Origin of the sequence: Vibrio sp. TBV020 (assembly GCF_046056895.1) — a bacterium.
In the GTDB taxonomy this organism is placed as follows: domain Bacteria; phylum Pseudomonadota; class Gammaproteobacteria; order Enterobacterales; family Vibrionaceae; genus Vibrio.
This window is the reverse complement of record NZ_JBEEAQ010000003.1, coordinates 1,515,429-1,533,871: the sequence shown is the minus strand read 5'-3', so window position 1 is coordinate 1,533,871 and position 18,443 is coordinate 1,515,429. Positions and strand designations below refer to the sequence as shown.

Below are 18,443 nucleotides of genomic sequence, written 5' to 3'. Positions count from 1 at the left end.
AAAATGCCAAGCGTTGGGAATCACTCTTAAATGCTTTGTTAGGCCACTATGAAGAATATGGATAGACTCTATGCGTAAGGTCTTGCGAGTGTGATAAATAAGTTTCTATTTTCTCTTCTGTAAAATCAACTGGTTTAAACTTTATGGTTATTAATACTCGGTCTTCACAACCAGCTCTGTTTACGCCAGATGGAAGAGGATCACCAACAGCTGTCGGCAAAAGCATCAAGTTAATGACGGTATGATAAATTTCATCTTCATACTCCAACTGCTTTGATAGTTTACCTAAGTAAGAAATAAGGGGCTTTCTTAGATCAATATTAGCAAGATTATGGGGATGAATCATAACAGTCAAACCAACATCATGAGTTACAGAAGGCAAAGGCCTAATAATATTATTTGGATCGGTAATTGGATACGTTTTAGGAGCGATACCAATTAACTCCATCGACAGATCCTCAAATGCAATCTCCCCTTTATTTTTAATTTGTAATATATGAGAAAAATTTTTACCTAAAGATTCCAAAGAAGTGAGATCAATATTTTGTTCAACGCTATTTATATGAACTAGCGGCTCAGACCTAAATCTGCGCTTTGTTATCTCAGTAGCGTCGAAAGCCAATTTGTTTGCTTTTTCTGCCAATTCCAATGCTTCTTTTGCCTTACCTTGTGCCTTTCTTGCATTAAAATTGGAAATAAAGAAAGTAGCAACTGCAATAATCAGTGTAATTAAAGGGATTGATTCTTTAAAGAAATCCACAATTTCATCCTCTATGTGTATGACTTGGGTTAAGTAGCCTAACGCCCAATTAAGTAGTGAGCAACGCTACCAACCAAACCAAACCAAACCAAACCAAACCAAACCAAACCAAACCAAACCAAACCAAACCATTGTGCCGTAAACACTGATGCCGATTCAAACCCAAAATACCAAGCGTTGCGAATCTGCTTAAATTGTTTGTTATGTTTTACCACAAGTTACTGACTTAATTGAGAAAGAACTGCTATTTCTGTCTAGTTTTCTGAACCAAACCACAAGGCTAGAACCAACTTGACCGCCAAAGGCGGCCAACCCAAAACAAGTAAGCCCACTTCCCTGCCCAATGAGGCAACAAGACCAAGAAACAACAAGCGCCCTTTCCTTCCAACCAAAGCGAAAAACAATGTTGAATTGCCGAGGCAACTGCCAAGCCAAAGTGCTAATTGACAAAGAACCTAGAAGCGACTTTGAGAGTTAAACAAGAAGCCAACCGCCACGACCTGACAATGAAGCAACCCACGAACATTGGCATGTTTTACGGGCTGAGAGATTCAAGGATTTAGGCCGACAATACTGATTTGCTGAGTCTACTAAGGACGAATTTCCAGAGGGACAAAGAACTAGAACCTAAGACCTTTAAGCCCTTGAAATACAATTAAACATAACGCCACATTAAGGTGTGAGCATCGCTTGGCTATACTTGAGCGAAGCGAAAACGCCAAGCGTTGCGAATCACTCTTAAATGCTTTGTTAGGTTGATGCTCACAATCAGCACATATTTGCATTACCAGTTTGCTTAACGCAACTCTCATGCTCAATCTGAGCTTCAGATTTAAAAAGGTTCGACTTACTGAGCATTACCTTACCAAAGCCCATAGCTAAAGCGATACCAACAATAAGTATTATCGTCATGGAAAGAGATAAACCTTTATGATCATTGTCACCAGATTCTTTTGGTGTAACGGCATCCTTAGTCGCTAACATGAAAATTGCGGTAATCACTGCTGATATCATCAACACTTTCGGTAATGCCGCTGATATGCAGTAGCTTTGAAAACATGAGCCATATGAAAACTGATTAAATATCAGTGTAATACTGCTAACTATTGCAAAGGTGATTATTGCTTTTATCATTCACTCGAAATTTATCAGATGAAATACCATAACAATAATATACCTGAACAGCGAAATGATAGGAAATTCAACATAAAAGATCAGCAAGTTGGCTTGAAAACCTAACGCCGCATTAAGGTGTGAGCAACGCCACCACGAAACCCGACAATACCACCGTAAACACAAAACCCAACGATGAAATGAACAATACCATGCGTTGGGAATCACTCTTAAATGCTTTGTTATGAAGCTGGGTGAAGTGATACGAAGACTGTATAAAGCACATAACCAACAAACAACCACGGTGGAAAATACAGCATTAAACCTTTAATTTGATGATACCAATATTTTACGCTAAACCAGATGTACCCTAGATACTGGGCATGGTTTTGGGGCTTCACTTCAAGCTTTGTTGCATAATAATCGACAATTTCATGGTTCTCATACTTTTCAAGGATTGAATAGTATTCCTCAACCAAATCGGTGTATTGAGCCTCTGTGCACGAACGAATATATGGCTTTAGTTTACGAGCAAACTTGCCTAATTCTACACCGTTTCGGTGCATAGCTTCAGAACGAGAGATAAAGTTCTCTTGACCAAGCAGTAAAGAATAAACAAGGACAAGTACAGCCAAAATAGATTGGATGAAATTTAGCTTTTGATTGTCAATTCCAATAGTTAAACCCCACGCTTGAGCCATTGGGATCACCAACAATGCGATAGATATGAAAGCGACTGTCCATTGAGATACACGATGATGGAATTTGAACCTTAAGCTTGCCCCATAACGTGATGACGTTGTCATTTTCACTCGACGCAGCAATTCACCAATATCATTATCTAACTCTGTCACTTGAATATTTCCTTTTGCTTCATAACGCCAAATTAAGTAGTGAGTAACGCTACCATCTACCTAAACTATTGTGCCGTAAACACTTAAGATTATTCAAAGCAAAAATGCCGTGCGTTACGAATCTGCTTAAATTTATTGTTATGTAGCGATGCTCGCTAAGACACAAACCAAGAATGCTGGCACCCCAGATATGAGTAGCTTGATGCAAAAAGCTGTGTTTTCTGAGAACCGTTCTTCATCAACTTCATCCGTTACAGTACGGTCCACCATGGAATCTGTAACCGTATCAACTCTGTCGTCAGACTGCCCTATACCACCTAGAGGCGGGTACATGAAAAATAAGGCAGTCGTTCCCCATAAAAGCATTACGATGAAAAATGCATAGTCCGATATAAACTTAAGCCCAAAGAAGCCTGTAGACACCTCTAGACCAACAACTATTACGGTTGCTATTACATTCGCAACCAATACAAATCGAACTAAACCAAGCATTTATACTCCATATCTTACCTAGCTACATAACGCCCAATTAAGGTGTGAGCCACGCTACCACGACACTCAAATTGGACACCGTAAACACTACACTAAACCCAAACCAAAAATGCCAAGCGTGGGGAATCACTCTTAAATTGTTTGTTAAGTTTCTTTTGCTACGTGAGCATAAAAGACATCCCGCAATTCGCAACATGGTTCTTCGTGTTCAGCAACAGTTACCCAGCCGCAAGAATCACAGTAAACAGTGTATGATTTGCACTTCAAACACCGTCCTACTGAGCCCATAGAGAACTTACCAAATTGATTAATGCCTAACCCATGATTCCAACAGAGTAACCCAGGAACAGACCGCCCAATTTTATAGTTTTCAATACAATGAGAACATATGTCTGATACACGCCCATATGACTCCTCAGCAAAGGATTCACTGTAAGCTTCTTGCCAATCTAAATGTTCAAGTTTAATTCTATCGCCAAACTCACGGACTCTTTTAGGAACTGATGAAGTGAAACCATTGGAAGATATTAATACACCAAAATTAGCTCCAACATCATTCATCATACTCATAAAGGATTCAGCAGCTTTAACATCTATCGGCTTATCATAATGTTTACACTCAACGATCGTTCGAATAGAGCCTTGCTCAATCAAAACGTCTATTTGACGTGATCTTTCAGAGTACTCACCTCTAATGCGCGAGTCACCTAATACCGTCACATTCGGTTCTGAGCGCTCATCATGCAAAATTTTAGTTATCAGCCACTCATATTGTTTCCAATCCGGAATCTGTTTAGTTTTCATATGACCTCAACTAGAAACTTAACGCCGCATTAAGGTGTGAGCGGCGCTTGGCTATACTTGAGCGAAGCGAAACCGCCAAGCGTTGCGAATCACTCTTAAATGCTTTGTTATGCTTGTTCTATCAGTGGACACCGTAAAATTCCAACGCTGTATACAGTTAGATTATGCCTAAAGAGATCTTATTTACGATGTTCTTTGCCACGTGAATGTTCGGCATACTTTTTGGAAATTAGTTGATGTATATGAAGTCCTGTTTTACGAACAAGATACCAATCTATCGCAGCTAAAATGACCAATCCTATGATAGTTCCCATCTAAACCCCTCCTTACACATCGGATCATAACTCTATCAAACCACTGAAAAGTTAGATAAGACAGAAGGCAATTTTTTGGGGGCAGCGATGGTTTTCAAAGAAGTTAGAGTCAAATAAGGGATAGAAACCTCATTTCTGATAAAGATGCTAGGACAGATACAAAGTGGTATTTGTTAAATACGTAAAGTGCTCATACTTATAAGTTTGAGAAAGAGCATAACGCCGCATTAAGGTGTGAGCGGCGCTTGGCTATACTTGAGCGAAGCGAAACTGCCAAGCGTTGCGAATCACTCTTAAATGCTTTGTTATACGAATTTTACCAGACGTGTTCCGTCCCCTGCCATGTTAAGAATTTACCACTTTGTTCTAAGGTCAAGTTGCTTGCAAGCTTTACAATACCTGATGCACTTTCTTCAACAGTGATATCTGCGTCCTTGCCACCCATATCCGTTTTAACCCAGCCAGGATGAATTGGGCACACAACAATTCCTTTAGGCTTAAGTTCCAATGCCAACACTTGCATTACCTTATTAACCGCTGCTTTTGAGCTTCGATACGCATACATACCATAGCTTTCTCGGTTTAATGCCCCCATTTGGCTTGAGACGGTGATAATACGAGGGTTAGCACTAGGTTCGAGAAGCCCTAAAAGAGCTCGACTAACCATAAGAGGCGCGATTGAGTTCACTGCAAAGGTATTGAGCCATTCCTTTGGGTCGATAGCCTCCATGGATTGCTCATCTGAACCAATGACACCCGCATTATTGATAAGTATGTCTAACTGAACATTGGATAGCTTAGAGGCCAAATTAGCTATTGAGGTTTCATCAGTGACCTCTAGTTCATGTAGTGTCAGCGAACGATTAACAAGCATGCTTTTTAACTGCATTGAAGGCTGACCACGATAAGTCGAGATGACGCTATAACCTAAAGCTAAAAACTGACGAGTTAATTCAAGCCCAATACCTCTTGAACCTCCAGTGATTAAGACTGTTCCATTTGCTGAATTTCCTTATTCGTATAACGCCGCGTTAAGTAGTGAGCAACGCCACCCCGAAACCTAACCTTACCACCTTAAACACAAAACCCAACGTCAGCACTAAAAATGCTATGCGTTGGGAATCTGTCTTAAACGCTTTGTTAGGTTGATTTACGCTGTGTTAGGTTTTCTTACAATTTGCCAAACTGCAATAAATATAGAAATAATTGCCCCAACAACGCCTGCGATACCAAAAATCAGTGACCATCTTGCTTCTGTTTTAGCTGATTCTAACTCTTCAAATCTAGCAAGTTCGACACTCGCAAGTTGCCTAAGTTTAGCTTCTACTTCTGGCTTATCATTTAAGAGTGAGATATCTAGGAATAGACTTCTTTCGATAGGGTGTAAACCTTCGTAAGGTGCAGTTTCTTCAAATTCATCTATGTTCTTTCGGATTTGTTGTAACCAACTAGCATATGATTCTTCGTTTATTTCTGGAACCTTGCCTGAAGCAATATTAAAATGAAGCCTCACTAATGCCTTTCTCATAGTAGGTTTAAAGTCTAGTGACTCAAACCCCTTATTTGCTGCAGCTTCATAATATAGGTTGAGTGAATCGACGTCTAAAGGTGCATTTTTTTCCATCGTATTTATCACTGCAGATTCAAACTTACTATATGTAGCTTCAAATCTGTCAATTTCTTTAGGCTCAACTGTATAAAAATACACTGACATAGCTGCGCCAATGAAGCCTGCTATAACTGAACCTACACTGATAATTAATTCTGTATATTTTTGTTTCATCTGATCCTCTGAAACCTAACGCCCAATTAAGGTGTGAAGCACGCGACCACGACACTCAATTTGAGCACCGTAATCACTGAACTCAACCCAAACCAAAAATGCCAAGCGTGCTGAATCACTCTTAAATTGTTTGTTATATTGCCAGTTCGACGTTCCTTGCGTAAACCATTCCTTTAGTGGTTGTTATTGGCATTTTGTCTGGTGTGCAGAATATATCTATACGGTCAATGTTATTCGAAATTGTGAATGTTTCGTCTAATTCCATAACGACAGACTTACTTGCTAGTTCCTCAATCTCTCGACAACGGTCAGCAATTACATTAGTAACGTTAAAGATAAACCTATACATATCAAAGCCAAGCTCATGGATTTCACCATCCAACTTCAACGATGGCTTATTACAAAACACATCCATGTTGGTTAGGATATCACTGTTGTAAGAGTAACATTCTGATATGGCATCCATCTCTTTCGCAACGAACTTAAGTTTCTTCTGATATTGTTTATGATTTTCTGGAACCATAGCATTATCAATAAAAGACTTAACACTTCTAGCAAAGGTTTCTAGAGGTATAATCAAATGCTGTACACGATCAAAGTGTACATTTTCTTCAATAGAAACAAGCATTCTAATGTCATCTACATCCCCAACATGATGAAAGTAGTTTCTAATTATTCTAAGTAATTTAAAATCTGGGTAATCTTTTATATTACAGTCAAATAACTCTTTCAGCTTATCTGCTGTGGAATGAAGGTTGTTCAGGTAAGTAAACAAGCTATTTACATCATGCTCTTCAATTGTATCAAGTCTTAAGAGAACGCGCTGACTTTCAAAATACCTATCTATAAATGTATATTTTTTCATAAAATCTCGATTGCAATATAACGCCGCATTAAGGTGTGAGCAACGCTACCACAAAACCTAACCATACCACCGTAAACACAAAACCCAACGATGGAATGAAAAATGCCAAGCGTTGGGAATCACTCTTAAATGCTTTGTTATAAGAGAACTGGCAGGCATTCCTCCGAAACCCCTTGCTCTCTTAACTTTCGCCGTTCTAAAGCAGTTTTCTGCACACGACTTTGTTCACATGCTTGAGGGATATACACTTGTTCAAAGACCTCAAGAACGCAATAAGTTACGTCTTGCCCTTGTTCACGAAGGTAATCTGCAAATTCTTCATCTACTGGGCGAGAAAAATAGTCACACCAATACGGTAAATCTTTATCAAAGAATCTCTTTGCCTCAATATATTTGTTTAAAAAATCTTGCATCATCATCTCTCTTATAACGCCAAATTAAGGTGTGAACAACGCTGGCACCTTACCTAAAGCATTGTGCCATAAACACTAAACTGATTTGAAGTGATGACGCCAAGCGTTGTGAATCACTCTTAAATTTATTGTTAAGCAAAATTTCACCTTGACCCCATTCATTTTATAGAACAAAATACCATTAAGTTAATTTAAAAGGCCACACACTATGAGTTTTTTCGCTTCGTTAGCAGCAGATCTTGTCACAAACGTTTTATCTGATGAGAAAACAAGGAATGAGTTAATTCAAGGTGGAAAGAACATGTTCTCTTCGATTTTTGACGAAGATGAGAATGGCGAACTTAGTGAAAGCGAGCTAGATAACTATATTTATGCCGAAATGTGTGATGTAGCAATACTTGGTCATGTCGCAAATATTGATGAAGAGACTAGTCAATTTATAGAAGACTATACTATGGGGCTCATTGACGGAAAGTTCGAAGAAGATGGTCCTTTCAATAGCCAATTCGTAGAGAGCAATGAGCTTTCAACACGAAAGTTAAAAAAAATGCTGAGTGAGTCCTTTGACGAACCGGATTCACTTGAAGAGATTAGTGATTTTTCTGAGCACTTTGAATTGGAAGAACACTACTATCGTATGGCAGCTAGATTAGTAATGTTCAACGCTGTTGAACGAGATGAGCCTAACGCTCAAGAACTAACATTTCTCGCTACTGCTGCAAAAACTTTCGGCTTATCAAGATTAGAAGTAAGCTCAATTAATCGCGAACTACTCACGGAAGCTGAACAGTGGAAACAAGATAATAACTAAATGTTCTGATTGGTGGCTAGCTGATATGCTAGCCATGTTGCTTAACGCCAATTAACCCACACTAAGTCAATCTAACCACCAGCTCAAGTGTCGCTTTTCTCAATATCTATAGGGGCGACCAAACTCTAACTAAATGAAAACACGTGGATTATACCAATGAGCATATCATACGCTTAGGCGTTAGATTGCAAAGTGTCTCTTAATTTTCGAAATTTCAGAAAATCAACCGAGAGACACTTCTCTGATAGGTGATGTGAGGATAATATCTAATGCTTATACCAGCTTGAGACATTTCATAAAGATGAAGTTCGGGTTGTGGAACAAACGTTGATATACATTCATATCAATCTCTTTAACCGCCTCTGAAACCTTACCTTCAGAAAGTTGTGATATCACAAGTCCACTGTTATTAATTGCATCCGTGATTTCCATCAATGAGCGGCGATAAAACGTCACTTGAACAGGGTCACCCACTGTATTCCACTCTTCTTTAACTAATTCGCGTTCAAAGTAATTGCCTGATGTAGAACACTCAAAATCAGCAAACGGATGATGGGTCGAAAATACAATGTACCCGTTCGGCTTTAAGACACGGCTAACATCTTTAAAAAATACCGTTAGGTCTTCAATATAGTGCAGTACTAAAGGACATATCATGACGTCTGTGCTCTCACTCTCCTCTTCAGGTAGGCCTTTAGCTAAATCTTGTTGGTAGGCCTTAACACGTTCGCCGAGCTTCTCCTTAACTAGTGAAACCATTTCATCTGAATAATCAACACAGGTAATTTTATTGGCTTTCGAATCAACTAGGATCTGAGCATACGCACCCGGGCCACAGCCAAGATCCAACACGTCTAAACCTTTGACATCATCCAACATACTCAACAGGGTTGGACGCTCTAAATGGGCATTGTAAATATTATCTTGGATAACCGAGTCGTACTTTTTCGCATGAGTTGAGTAGAGTTCTGATTTCACGTTGATTCCTTAATTACATTCGCGAGCGGTGTGATCATAGCCACCAAAAGCTGTTTTATTGTCGAGTGATTGTCAAATATAGGTACAGCGCTATCAAAGGGAAAAACATCTCACTGAAAATTTTATTTATCGTCTAAACAAAATCCCTAAGTTGCTGTCGGTTTTCCATCTCACTACCATGCAGTTCATTAGTAACGAACCCCTGCTAAATAGAAGTAGTTATAGATCGACCTTTGAATGTGAATTCGACTTCACCGTTTTGAGCCTATTTTGGCTCTATTTACATCTATAAAAATCTCTATTGGAGTAACTTTCGTGAACCATTTAAAAGATATTTGTCCTGCAAAAATGAGCAAAGAGCGTATTAAGCGTGAATACGATTTACGCGTGCTCAACTGCGTCAGTGAAGGCGAGTATGAATCACGAATGGCTGTTTGGAATGGTTTAACCTTAGCGGGAGCAACCACTCAAGAAGCCAAAATTTATGTGGATAACGCATTTAACAAGCTGCAAGAAGACTTAAAAGACGCGAAGCGCGAACTCGTCATCAACTACAATGAATTCTGCGTTATGGCGAACGAAGAAATCAACTTCATCAAAGTGCATGTAGCAGACAACAAATCTCAGTATTTCTGGTACGCGACGATCGCACTGATGGTGGCTGGTACTATCGCTCTTTGCATCTAATATTTACGCGAGAGCTCATTGGCCATGGATGGCTAACTTCCTACTCTCGCAATCTCTTTAAAAGTACACCTTAATCAATTAACACTATTGACTCTGAACTCTCGATAATTTCAACACCCAAGCTAGATAGCAGCTCAATCACCTCGTTATTATTTTCAGGAAACACAGCGCGTGTAGCCTCTAAATTCAAAACAACATCGAATCCAGCAGCAACAAGTTGTTCAACAGACTTCTTAACGCAAAAATCCAGCGCAAGCCCTCCCACGATCACAGATTTAATCTGACGAGAACGTAAAAATTCAATGCCTCCAGTAGATAAAGTATCTGCTTGATCGTGATAAAATGCCCCATATGGGTGAGCATCAGGATCAATGCCTTTATTGATCTGAAAGTCGTATTCTCGAACAGCAGGCAACCCTGGTAAAAGTTCAACGCCACTAGTTCCCACCACACAATGAGGGTTCCACTTAATATCAACTTCGGGTAGCCCTACAGGTTCAAGCATTTGACTCGGTGTTTCAGCTTCCCAAGCCGCGCCAGGTGGATGCATGTCTCTAGAGACGATTTTGATGGACGCCTTAGCGTGGTTGTATTTTAGTTCGCTAACAATCTCCAAAGCTCCTTGAACTGGCAGTTCGTTTGGGCAAAGTTCACTAAACCCTTTTTGGGGGTCAACATCAACGGCTGCTGTTTGAGATCGTCTTAACTGTATAACTTTCAGAGGCATAGTGATTACTCTAGCAAAGGTTCAAAATGAAATAACGGTGTCAGCTGATTATCATACTTAACTTATCGGATAAAACACCTGCTTTCACCTATGATTAAGGTCTATAGAAGGTATTTGACAATTTTCTCAGCCTTATCTAGAGTGCGACTCTTCACCAAGCCTAGTAACACAATAGGAAGGCCGAATGTCTGCCTCACTTTTCAACGACCGTATTATTCAAAGCGCCCTTGACTTAGATGTCTACAAGATCAATATGATGTTTGCAGCTTTTAAGCACTATCCACAAACTTCGGTGCGTTATGAACTTATCGTACGATCGAATGAAGATTTATCTAACCTTACAGAACAGGTTGAGGAAGAGATTAACGCACTGTCAGGTTGCCATTTCACCTCTGATGACATTGCCTACCTAACTCAAAAAGCGCCCTATTTAAGCCAAGACTTTCTTAGCTATTTGGCTGAATTTGCATTTTACCCGCAGCAACAAGTAACGGTGTCGCAAACAGATGGCCAACTAACGGTCTCGATTAAAGGGATATGGCACGAAACGATCTTGTATGAAACCTTGGTGATGAGCATTGTCTCTGAAGTTCGTAACCGTCAGCGCTGGAAAGACATTCCATCTCAGCAATTTGAGGACGTTCTCGCCGAAAAAGTAAATCAGCTACAATCTAAGATTGAAAAGCGCGGAATTCATCACTTTCAGTTTTCTGAAATGGGGAGCCGTCGCCGTTTTAGCTCACAAGTTCAGCGCGGCGTCTTGAACTACCTGAGCACGAATGTCCCACATTTACTAACAGGCACAAGCAACTATCATCTAGCGAAAGAGTTTGATCTAACTCCAATCGGTACCGTTGCCCATGAGTGGTTTATGGCGCACCAAGTACTTGCCGAACCAGCAGAATCTCAACAAGTCGCTCTAGATAAATGGCAATCAACATTCAGCGGCAAACTTGGCATAGCATTGACGGATACCATCGGCATTGATGCATTTCTAAAAGACTTTAACGTCGAGCGCGCGACTGCTTACGCTGGGGTTAGGCACGATTCGGGCAGCCCTTTTGAATGGGGAGATAAAATCATCGCCCATTACCAATCGCTAGGCATTGATCCACTTTCTAAACAGCTTATTTTTACCGATAGCCTCAACTTTGAACTTGCATTGGATATATGTGAGTATTTTGCAGGACGCGCTAGCGTTAGTTTTGGTATTGGAACCTTTCTAGCCAATGACATGGGCGTTTGGCAAAGGGACTCTGAGCACTATCACCCCCTTTCGATGGTGGTAAAAATGGCGGAGTGCAATGGACTCCCCGTGGCAAAAATCAGTGATGAACCTGAGAAAGCCATGTGTGAAAGTGAAGAGTTTCTGGCGATTTTGAAAGCTAGCTTCGCACTTCCTGCATAATCTCCCTACCACTCTACCTCTGCAGTCGACCAACCAAATTTGTCGCACAAGGCTTTCAATTGTGCGACGTCAGACTGCGTTTGAGCCACCAGCCAATCCAAAATCTCATTAGCAATCGGAGCTGGCTTGTTTTGATAACAAAAGTATTGCCACTCACTGTGCTGCAAACTTATCTTTTCAGGGCATTTCAAGAACTCTCTATTGAGTTCAGGTAATACAAGCAATAGATCAGTTACCGTTACTCCCTGTCCAGATAGACAAGCACTTAGTGCCAAGTCTAAACTGTAGAACACCGTGTCACGGCCAAGCTTTTTTCCTTTGAGATTGGCGTTGTTCAGCCATAGTTTCCAATCTTGATGATCTAAAGTCGCGTGCAAATGAGGTAATGTAAGTACGTCTTCAATCTGTATGCACTTCTCTGATAATGATTGCGCATAGACTGGCGCCATATATTCGCTACGCAATAAAGTGATGCCCGAACGATGCTGGTATCGCTCCCGCTTGCGAGAGTTAATGATCAACAAATCGCAATCTTCTGATTCTAGGTGCGGATCCTCGTCAATCGATGGGATAATGACGATCTCATGATCTGGATATTTATCGTTGAGAAGCGCCACATTGGGCATTAAAACGCGAGTAGCGAAACTCAACGCACTTTTGATGACAATACGCTTTTTCGCCGGCGCCTTCCACTGCGAAATCAATGAGTCTAAGTTATGGTAGTTCTGCCGTAGAACTTCATACAAATCTTTACCACGTTGATTCAATTCGATCGCTCGGTGCTTTCGTACTAATAGTGGTGAATTTAACTCTACTTCAAGCTGCTTGATCTGCCGACTTACGGCGCTTTGCGTAACATTTAACTCATCCGCAGCTTTAGTGAAACTCATTAGTCTGGCGACGGTTTCGAATACTTTTAAAGCATTATGTGAATAAGGAAGATTGACGTATGGGCTCATAACAGGCTCGCATGATCTGAAGTCATGTAAGAGTGGCATAAATGTCATTTGAATGGCAACCGGATAACGAATACCTTTATGCGATAACGATCACGAGGCGCTTCATGAAAAAAATACTCTCCCTAGCCATTCCACTTATTATTTCGCAAATGATCTCTATGGCGTTGGTCCTGACTGACGTATGGATGATGTCGCGACTAAGTGTTTCTGCTATTGCAGCGGGAGGATTAGGGGCTTCAGTTTACTCATTTGTGTTTATTGTCGCGGGCAGCACCGTTGGTTGCGTAGCGAACTTAATTGCTATTGCTTACGGGCAACGTGTTGCAAGACCAGAATACGGCAATCAACAAATCAGACTGGCAGTTAAAGGCGCGGTTTTGCTCTCATTCATACTAACTCTAGTGCTGACTATCAGCTTTACGTTTGTGCCAGAACTGCTCGCGCTCGCAAATCAACCAATCGAACTAGCCGCGCCTGCGATGCTGTATGTCGATACATTAAAATGGGCAATGCTCCCTTCCCTGCTGTTGCTTGTTTTACGCGGTTTAACCAGCGCGTTTGGTAATGTTCGCTCAATCATGGTGATGTCATTGCTAACCGTCACACTGAACGTTCCAATTAGCTACTTACTCGCTTTCACCTTCAATCTAGGCCTAGCTGGTTTAGGTGCAGGAACGGCATTAGCAGCATTTATCGTGATGATTGGTTACGCGCTTTGGGTATTTAAGCGCCCTGAATACGCGCCCTTTGCTCCTTGGCTACATCGAGAAGAGTATTCACTTTCTTTGCTGACACCACTATTGGCAATGGGCTTACCTATCGCCATGGCAGCGCTACTTGAGCATGGCCTGATCTATGGTGGCACGTTAATGGCGGGGACAATTAGTATTGCCGCGTTAGCTCTGCACCAGATCTTGCTGCAGTGTTTAAGTTTTACGTGGAACATCAACTTTGGTTTTTCACAAGCAGCGGCGATACTCGTCGGCCAAGACTTTGGCGCTGAAAACTACGAAGGCATTAAACGAACTGCCTTACGTAGCTTTGGCATTACAACCGCGCTGAGTATTGTTCTAGCCGGTGGTTTTATGTTGTGGCCTGAAGTTATCGCGAACATCTTCAGCCTCGATGTTGAGTTAACTAACTTACTGACCATGGTTTTATGGGTAGTTGCGCTTTCATTTGTCGTTGACGCGTGGCAGTTACTGGCCATTAACCTACTTCGCGGTATGAAGATTGTTATGGGCCCGACGATGTTAACTGCTATCGGTTATTGGTTGTTTGGCCTACCAGCAGCATGGTTACTTATACCAAACTACGAGTTGGCGGGTATTTGGGGCGGTATAGGCATTGGCTTAGGTGTCACTGGCGTCTTGTTACTGGTTCAGCTTCTGATCGCGATTAAGAAACAACGTAATTCAAATTCCCTTGCGATGGCAATGAGCTAGGCAATACACTGCCATAAAATACATCTTTATACTTCGCTAACACCTATGACCGATCAAGATATCGAGCTAGAACATATTTATCTCGAAGTGAAGGCCGAGAGGTGGCATCACATCGAACGCTTTCTTTTTAGCTATTACTGCTATAAATGCGGCTATGTGACTAAAGGTGGTAAACCAGACTGGGAAGAGGCTCGTCGAAGTGTTACTCGCTCGGTAAAGTTCACCCAACTCTCTGATTCTGTACTAGAGCCCATCGTGCCATTAGAAGTTATCATCGGAGAAATCAAGCGCTATTGGCGTGATGGTGAATTGACTCCTGCGACTCTACAGCGAATTATCGACTGCCTGTTAGATTATGTTGCCATTACACAGCAGGAACTAAGAGCATTAAAAAAAGCTGGCTTGCAAAACGCAATGCCAGCTTCTTGGTATCAAGGTAAAGAACGTGAGCCGTTAGCTCGGTTCAATGCCAAAGTATTCATTGAATGTGCCACCAATTTGACCATGGCAACTTTGGTGCAGATTAAGGGAAATATAGTTATCCCAATCAAAGGTACCTGTTAGATCCACATCCCCTTCAATATCAAACGTCGATCCAAACTGACACTCGAGGGTACTTGCAGTTAAACCACCGCCATCAGAAACACTGAATGAACTGTTTTTCGATACCAATACTTCACCGGTAACTGACGCATCGCCCCAAACCGCCAAGCGAGAGTTTCCATAGGCTTCGATGTTGCCTGATACTGTCATCGCATCCGCTTCAACAACAGAGCCTCCTTCAGATACGACTTTCGATGCGTTAATCGCATTTGCGAAAATGAATGAGCTTCCAATTGCTTCAACGATACCCAAGTTCACTGTGTCATTATCAATCACAACTGACGAATTCACATCGGACATCACTTGGTCTGCACTGCCCGTCACGCTATCTTTAACATCTACCGTCGAGTTTCTACTTGCTCGTAAAGCCAGGTTATTGATCGACCCGCCATTGATACGCAGATAAGAAGTTCGAATATCCACGTTAATCACATACTCATCACCGTCCGGTACTCCTGTCGGCAACACCACATTTTCGAAACGAACGTTGGAATTGTTTCGTGCATACACCTTGCCCTCTAACGTTAGATTCTGCAGGCGAACATTTGATTGACCGTCAATAAATACTGATTCTCCATCCCAATCAGGGTCGTTGAACGCGGCAATTGACGCTGTTCCTCCGCCGTCAATTCGTACATCGTTGCGAGTGATTTCAACTGCATCACAAGTACCGGTAATGTTGTATGTAGTCCGCGTAGAAGTGTTACGTGAATCTTCAAGTGCAGTCGCTAGTGCTGCTGAGTCATCGTCACAGTCGACGCTGACCGTCGTATACGCATCCGTTGCTGAGTCTTCTAAATCCGATACACGCGTATCTAGATCAGAGAAGTTAGCATTAACTTCACTGGCAAGTGCTGGTGTGCCCGAGCTAAATGTGTGTGGTACCGCCGCCAACGCAGACGATGCAAAAAGCAGACTGATACTTGTAGCCAACAAAGTTGTGTTTGTGTATTTCATTTCTTATGTCCTTTCAATTTCATTTCATCGAGTCGGCTATTGCCAAGTCGCATCATCCCAATTGGTGTTGTCCCAAGTTAGTGCCGAGTTCGAGTCACACGCATCACCAAGCCCATCGTTGTCTTCATCTGCTTGGTCTGCATTTGGCGTTGCCGGGCAGTTATCGCTGTCATCAGCTACGCCGTCATTGTCTCCATCCCCTGGATATTGATCATCTTCGTTATCACCCAACCCATCATTGTCAGCGTCTGCCCATTCGCTAGGATCGTTAGGGAAAGCATCAACATCGTTGGTATAACCATCGTTATCTGAATCATTCGGATACTGATCATCCTCGTTGTCACCAAGTCCATCACTATCGGCATCGACCCACTCGGTTGCGTCAGTAGGGAATTCATCCACATCGTTGTTGTAGCCGTCGTTATCGGTATCGTTGAGGTACTGGTCATCTTCATTGTCACCTAACCCGTCGTTGTCACCGTCTGCCCATTCGGTTGGGTCATCATCAAACAAGTCTTGATTGTCTCCGTAACCATCTGAGTCCGCATCTGCCCACTCTGTTGGGTCATCGTCAAACGGATCTTGGTTATCACCATAACCATCGGCATCTGCATCGGCCCATTCACTTGAGTCATCATCAAACAAGTCGATGTTATCGCCATATCCGTCGCTATCGTTATCACTCCACTCCGTTTTATCTTGTGGGAATACATCATCCACACTATCGACACCATCTAAGTCATGGTCTCCTGCGCGTGAGCGATCGGTAGGAAAGGCATCAATGGTATCTGGATAGATATCATCTTCACCATTGACGGTATCGTCATTCAGGTCCGCATTGTTACCGGTGCCATCACCGTCAGAGTCAAGGCTTTCGGTCGGGTCATTAGGGAAGTCATCGAGGTCGTTCGGTACACCGTCGTTGTCACTGTCATTAGAAAAGTCGACGCCATCAGTAGCACCACCTACATTTTCGAATGTCTTACTGTTATCCCCAGCGACTTCTTCGATCTTTTTCTTGATTTCATTGTTGACTGAGGCTGTCACAGAAAAGAACTTGGTCCCTTCTTCCTCGTTCTCGGCGACTTGCTCAAGTTCAGTAGGAGTGGAAGGGAGAACGTTAGAGTCAACTAAGTTTTCAGCAGCATACGCCGCGGCCTGTACACCTGATTCTACAAAGTCTCCCAAGATTTGATTTTCATCTAAGCCGAGCTGATCAGCGACCTGTTGAATCGCGGCTTGTTTAGCAGCCTCAACATCTGCAGCACTAGCAGAATCAGTTGTATTTTGCTTAATAAGAACATGCACCAGAGTCGTTAAGGGGGTGACATCTTGCTCACCTGGAGGTGCAGACATCATGTAGTCGTTTGCCACCGTCACATTCGGCTCATCTTCATCGATGGTCTGCCCTGCGATGGCCTGAACAACCACTGGGTACTGTTCAGGATTTTCGATGCCTGTTACGTCAAGATCCGCCACTCCACCATCACCAGAGATAGCGCTAGGCTCACCTTCATCCAGCACATAGTTTCCGTTAAGGTCTAACCAAACACGAGCATTGCGCAAATAGCCATCGATAGCGGTAACGCTATAACTGGCGCTGGCAGAAGGAGTAGAAGGTGTGGTCGTATTTGTCGTAGAGCTATCATCATTACATCCTGAAAGAACGACAGCACTAGCCAGCCCAAGCGCTAGCGAAATAGCGTTAAGTCTCATTTATATTATCCATATTGTTGCACTAACCAACGTCGCTAAAAAAGTAATATTCGTTGATCAGATTTACAAGATTGAGACCTTGTGCCACTTTTTCGTTATTGACATTTTTAATGGTTATTAATTTCAGTCACTTATTTGCAATATAAATGCGAGAGACGTCAAACCATAATCACGTGTTATTTTATAAATTAGTCATTTAGCACTTCGCCAGAAATTTCTTTGAGAATGAAAATCAATAATAGAAATCTGATAGAAATCACAATATGGATAAGAACTCAGACAAACATACGGCTCTGTTTGAGAACGAAAAAGCTCAACTTACTATTCATAAATACACAAAAAGCATGAGATAACTTTATTCACCTCATGCTTTATATGCACAATAATTGACTACTTATTGTGCAGCACCGTATTCTGAATAACGTTTAATACGTGAAAAAGCAATCGAATCTTGTAGGCTCGTAGTATATGTTTTAGCTCCTGCCCCACTTTCGAGTGGGGCTTTTTACATTTTGAAGATTGTCGTTCTGTTATGAAAAACGCAGATGCAGCTTAATTGCCGCTGGTAAGAATAGGTAGGAAACCAAAGGAACTATGACTGCAACGGATATAAAGGTCACCATCGCATTATTTTGCGAGATATGCTCAAACACCAAAGGCGGTATGAGATAGACTAACGGCAATAAAATAATAAATGTGTACAACGCCACCCAATGCCGAGAAGGTGGCGTCGATTGCTCAACGCCTTCCATGA

Annotated in this window: 21 protein-coding genes; 5 read left to right on the top strand and 16 right to left on the bottom strand. The window is 41.8% G+C overall.

What is annotated here, in order from left to right:
* Positions 1–46: 46 nt before the first annotated feature.
* The 10 genes from AAFX28_RS15110 to AAFX28_RS15065 form a co-directional block, all read right to left on the bottom strand.
* Positions 47–760 carry a hypothetical protein gene (locus AAFX28_RS15110; RefSeq protein ID WP_408688851.1) on the bottom strand — a complete coding sequence of 238 codons (714 nt, stop codon included), beginning with the start codon at positions 758–760 and terminating at the stop codon, positions 47–49.
* 38 nt (positions 761–798) lie between these two features.
* Positions 799–975 carry a hypothetical protein gene (locus AAFX28_RS15105; protein ID WP_408688849.1) on the bottom strand — a complete coding sequence of 59 codons (177 nt, stop codon included), beginning with the start codon at positions 973–975 and terminating at the stop codon, positions 799–801.
* A 553-nt stretch (positions 976–1,528) separates the two neighbouring features.
* Positions 1,529–1,774: a hypothetical protein gene (locus tag AAFX28_RS15100; RefSeq protein WP_408688847.1), complete on the bottom strand. Its 246-nt coding sequence runs from the start codon at positions 1,772–1,774 to the stop codon at positions 1,529–1,531.
* A 341-nt stretch (positions 1,775–2,115) separates the two neighbouring features.
* Positions 2,116–2,727, bottom strand: coding sequence for an SLATT domain-containing protein (locus AAFX28_RS15095; RefSeq protein WP_408688845.1), 612 nt, complete (start codon positions 2,725–2,727; stop codon positions 2,116–2,118).
* Positions 2,728–2,865: 138 nt separating this feature from the next.
* Positions 2,866–3,219 carry a hypothetical protein gene (locus tag AAFX28_RS15090; RefSeq protein WP_408688844.1) on the bottom strand — a complete coding sequence of 118 codons (354 nt, stop codon included), beginning with the start codon at positions 3,217–3,219 and terminating at the stop codon, positions 2,866–2,868.
* A gap of 144 nt (positions 3,220–3,363) precedes the next feature.
* Positions 3,364–4,023, bottom strand: a complete 660-nt coding sequence (locus AAFX28_RS15085) for a restriction endonuclease (RefSeq protein WP_408688842.1) — start codon at positions 4,021–4,023, stop codon at positions 3,364–3,366.
* Positions 4,024–4,653: 630 nt separating this feature from the next.
* Positions 4,654–5,322 (bottom strand): SDR family oxidoreductase, encoded by a 669-nt coding sequence (locus AAFX28_RS15080; RefSeq protein ID WP_408690884.1) that lies wholly within the window; start codon positions 5,320–5,322, stop codon positions 4,654–4,656.
* Between the two features lie 165 nt (positions 5,323–5,487).
* Positions 5,488–6,120: a hypothetical protein gene (locus tag AAFX28_RS15075; protein ID WP_408688840.1), complete on the bottom strand. Its 633-nt coding sequence runs from the start codon at positions 6,118–6,120 to the stop codon at positions 5,488–5,490.
* A gap of 133 nt (positions 6,121–6,253) precedes the next feature.
* Positions 6,254–6,985 carry a hypothetical protein gene (locus AAFX28_RS15070; protein WP_408688839.1) on the bottom strand — a complete coding sequence of 244 codons (732 nt, stop codon included), beginning with the start codon at positions 6,983–6,985 and terminating at the stop codon, positions 6,254–6,256.
* Positions 6,986–7,122: 137 nt separating this feature from the next.
* A complete protein-coding gene (locus AAFX28_RS15065) occupies positions 7,123–7,404 on the bottom strand; it encodes a hypothetical protein (RefSeq protein WP_050914604.1) in 282 nt (93 codons plus the stop codon).
* A gap of 202 nt (positions 7,405–7,606) precedes the next feature.
* Here AAFX28_RS15065 and AAFX28_RS15060 point away from each other — a divergent pair, with 202 nt between their 5' ends.
* Entirely contained in the window at positions 7,607–8,209 is a 603-nt protein-coding gene (locus AAFX28_RS15060) for a hypothetical protein (RefSeq protein WP_408688838.1), read from the top strand.
* Positions 8,210–8,482: 273 nt separating this feature from the next.
* On the opposite strand, the gene AAFX28_RS15055 is transcribed toward AAFX28_RS15060, so the two are convergent.
* The gene (locus tag AAFX28_RS15055) at positions 8,483–9,187 is read right to left on the bottom strand and encodes a class I SAM-dependent methyltransferase (protein ID WP_408688837.1); all 705 of its coding nucleotides are present in this window, start codon (positions 9,185–9,187) and stop codon (positions 8,483–8,485) included.
* A gap of 348 nt (positions 9,188–9,535) precedes the next feature.
* Between AAFX28_RS15055 and AAFX28_RS15050 the strand changes: the two genes are divergently transcribed.
* Complete coding sequence (locus tag AAFX28_RS15050) at positions 9,536–9,874, top strand: thiamine-phosphate diphosphorylase (RefSeq protein WP_408690883.1); 339 nt, start codon at positions 9,536–9,538, stop codon at positions 9,872–9,874.
* Between the two features lie 70 nt (positions 9,875–9,944).
* On the opposite strand, the gene AAFX28_RS15045 is transcribed toward AAFX28_RS15050, so the two are convergent.
* Positions 9,945–10,601 (bottom strand): isochorismatase family protein, encoded by a 657-nt coding sequence (locus tag AAFX28_RS15045; protein ID WP_408688835.1) that lies wholly within the window; start codon positions 10,599–10,601, stop codon positions 9,945–9,947.
* A gap of 184 nt (positions 10,602–10,785) precedes the next feature.
* Between AAFX28_RS15045 and pncB the strand changes: the two genes are divergently transcribed.
* Complete coding sequence (gene pncB, locus AAFX28_RS15040) at positions 10,786–12,009, top strand: nicotinate phosphoribosyltransferase (RefSeq protein WP_408688834.1); 1,224 nt, start codon at positions 10,786–10,788, stop codon at positions 12,007–12,009.
* Between the two features lie 5 nt (positions 12,010–12,014).
* On the opposite strand, the gene AAFX28_RS15035 is transcribed toward pncB, so the two are convergent.
* Entirely contained in the window at positions 12,015–12,968 is a 954-nt protein-coding gene (locus tag AAFX28_RS15035) for a LysR family transcriptional regulator (RefSeq protein ID WP_408688832.1), read from the bottom strand.
* A gap of 104 nt (positions 12,969–13,072) precedes the next feature.
* On the opposite strand from AAFX28_RS15035, the gene AAFX28_RS15030 reads away from it, so the two are divergent.
* Positions 13,073–14,413 (top strand): MATE family efflux transporter, encoded by a 1,341-nt coding sequence (locus AAFX28_RS15030; RefSeq protein ID WP_408688830.1) that lies wholly within the window; start codon positions 13,073–13,075, stop codon positions 14,411–14,413.
* A gap of 45 nt (positions 14,414–14,458) precedes the next feature.
* Entirely contained in the window at positions 14,459–14,977 is a 519-nt protein-coding gene (locus AAFX28_RS15025; RefSeq protein WP_408688829.1) for a hypothetical protein, read from the top strand.
* On the opposite strand, the gene AAFX28_RS15020 is transcribed toward AAFX28_RS15025, so the two are convergent.
* The 3 genes from AAFX28_RS15020 to AAFX28_RS15010 all read right to left on the bottom strand — a co-directional run bounded on the left by AAFX28_RS15020 (position 14,867) and on the right by AAFX28_RS15010 (position 18,441).
* On the bottom strand, positions 14,867–15,973 hold the full coding sequence (locus AAFX28_RS15020) for a hypothetical protein (protein WP_408688827.1): 1,107 nt from the start codon (positions 15,971–15,973) through the stop codon (positions 14,867–14,869). The two genes, AAFX28_RS15025 and AAFX28_RS15020, sit on opposite strands and share 111 nt — an antisense overlap.
* 36 nt (positions 15,974–16,009) lie before the next feature.
* A complete protein-coding gene (locus AAFX28_RS15015; RefSeq protein WP_408688825.1) occupies positions 16,010–17,689 on the bottom strand; it encodes a hypothetical protein in 1,680 nt (559 codons plus the stop codon).
* Between the two features lie 530 nt (positions 17,690–18,219).
* Positions 18,220–18,441, bottom strand: coding sequence for a hypothetical protein (locus AAFX28_RS15010; RefSeq protein ID WP_408688824.1), 222 nt, complete (start codon positions 18,439–18,441; stop codon positions 18,220–18,222).
* Positions 18,442–18,443 lie beyond the last annotated feature (2 nt).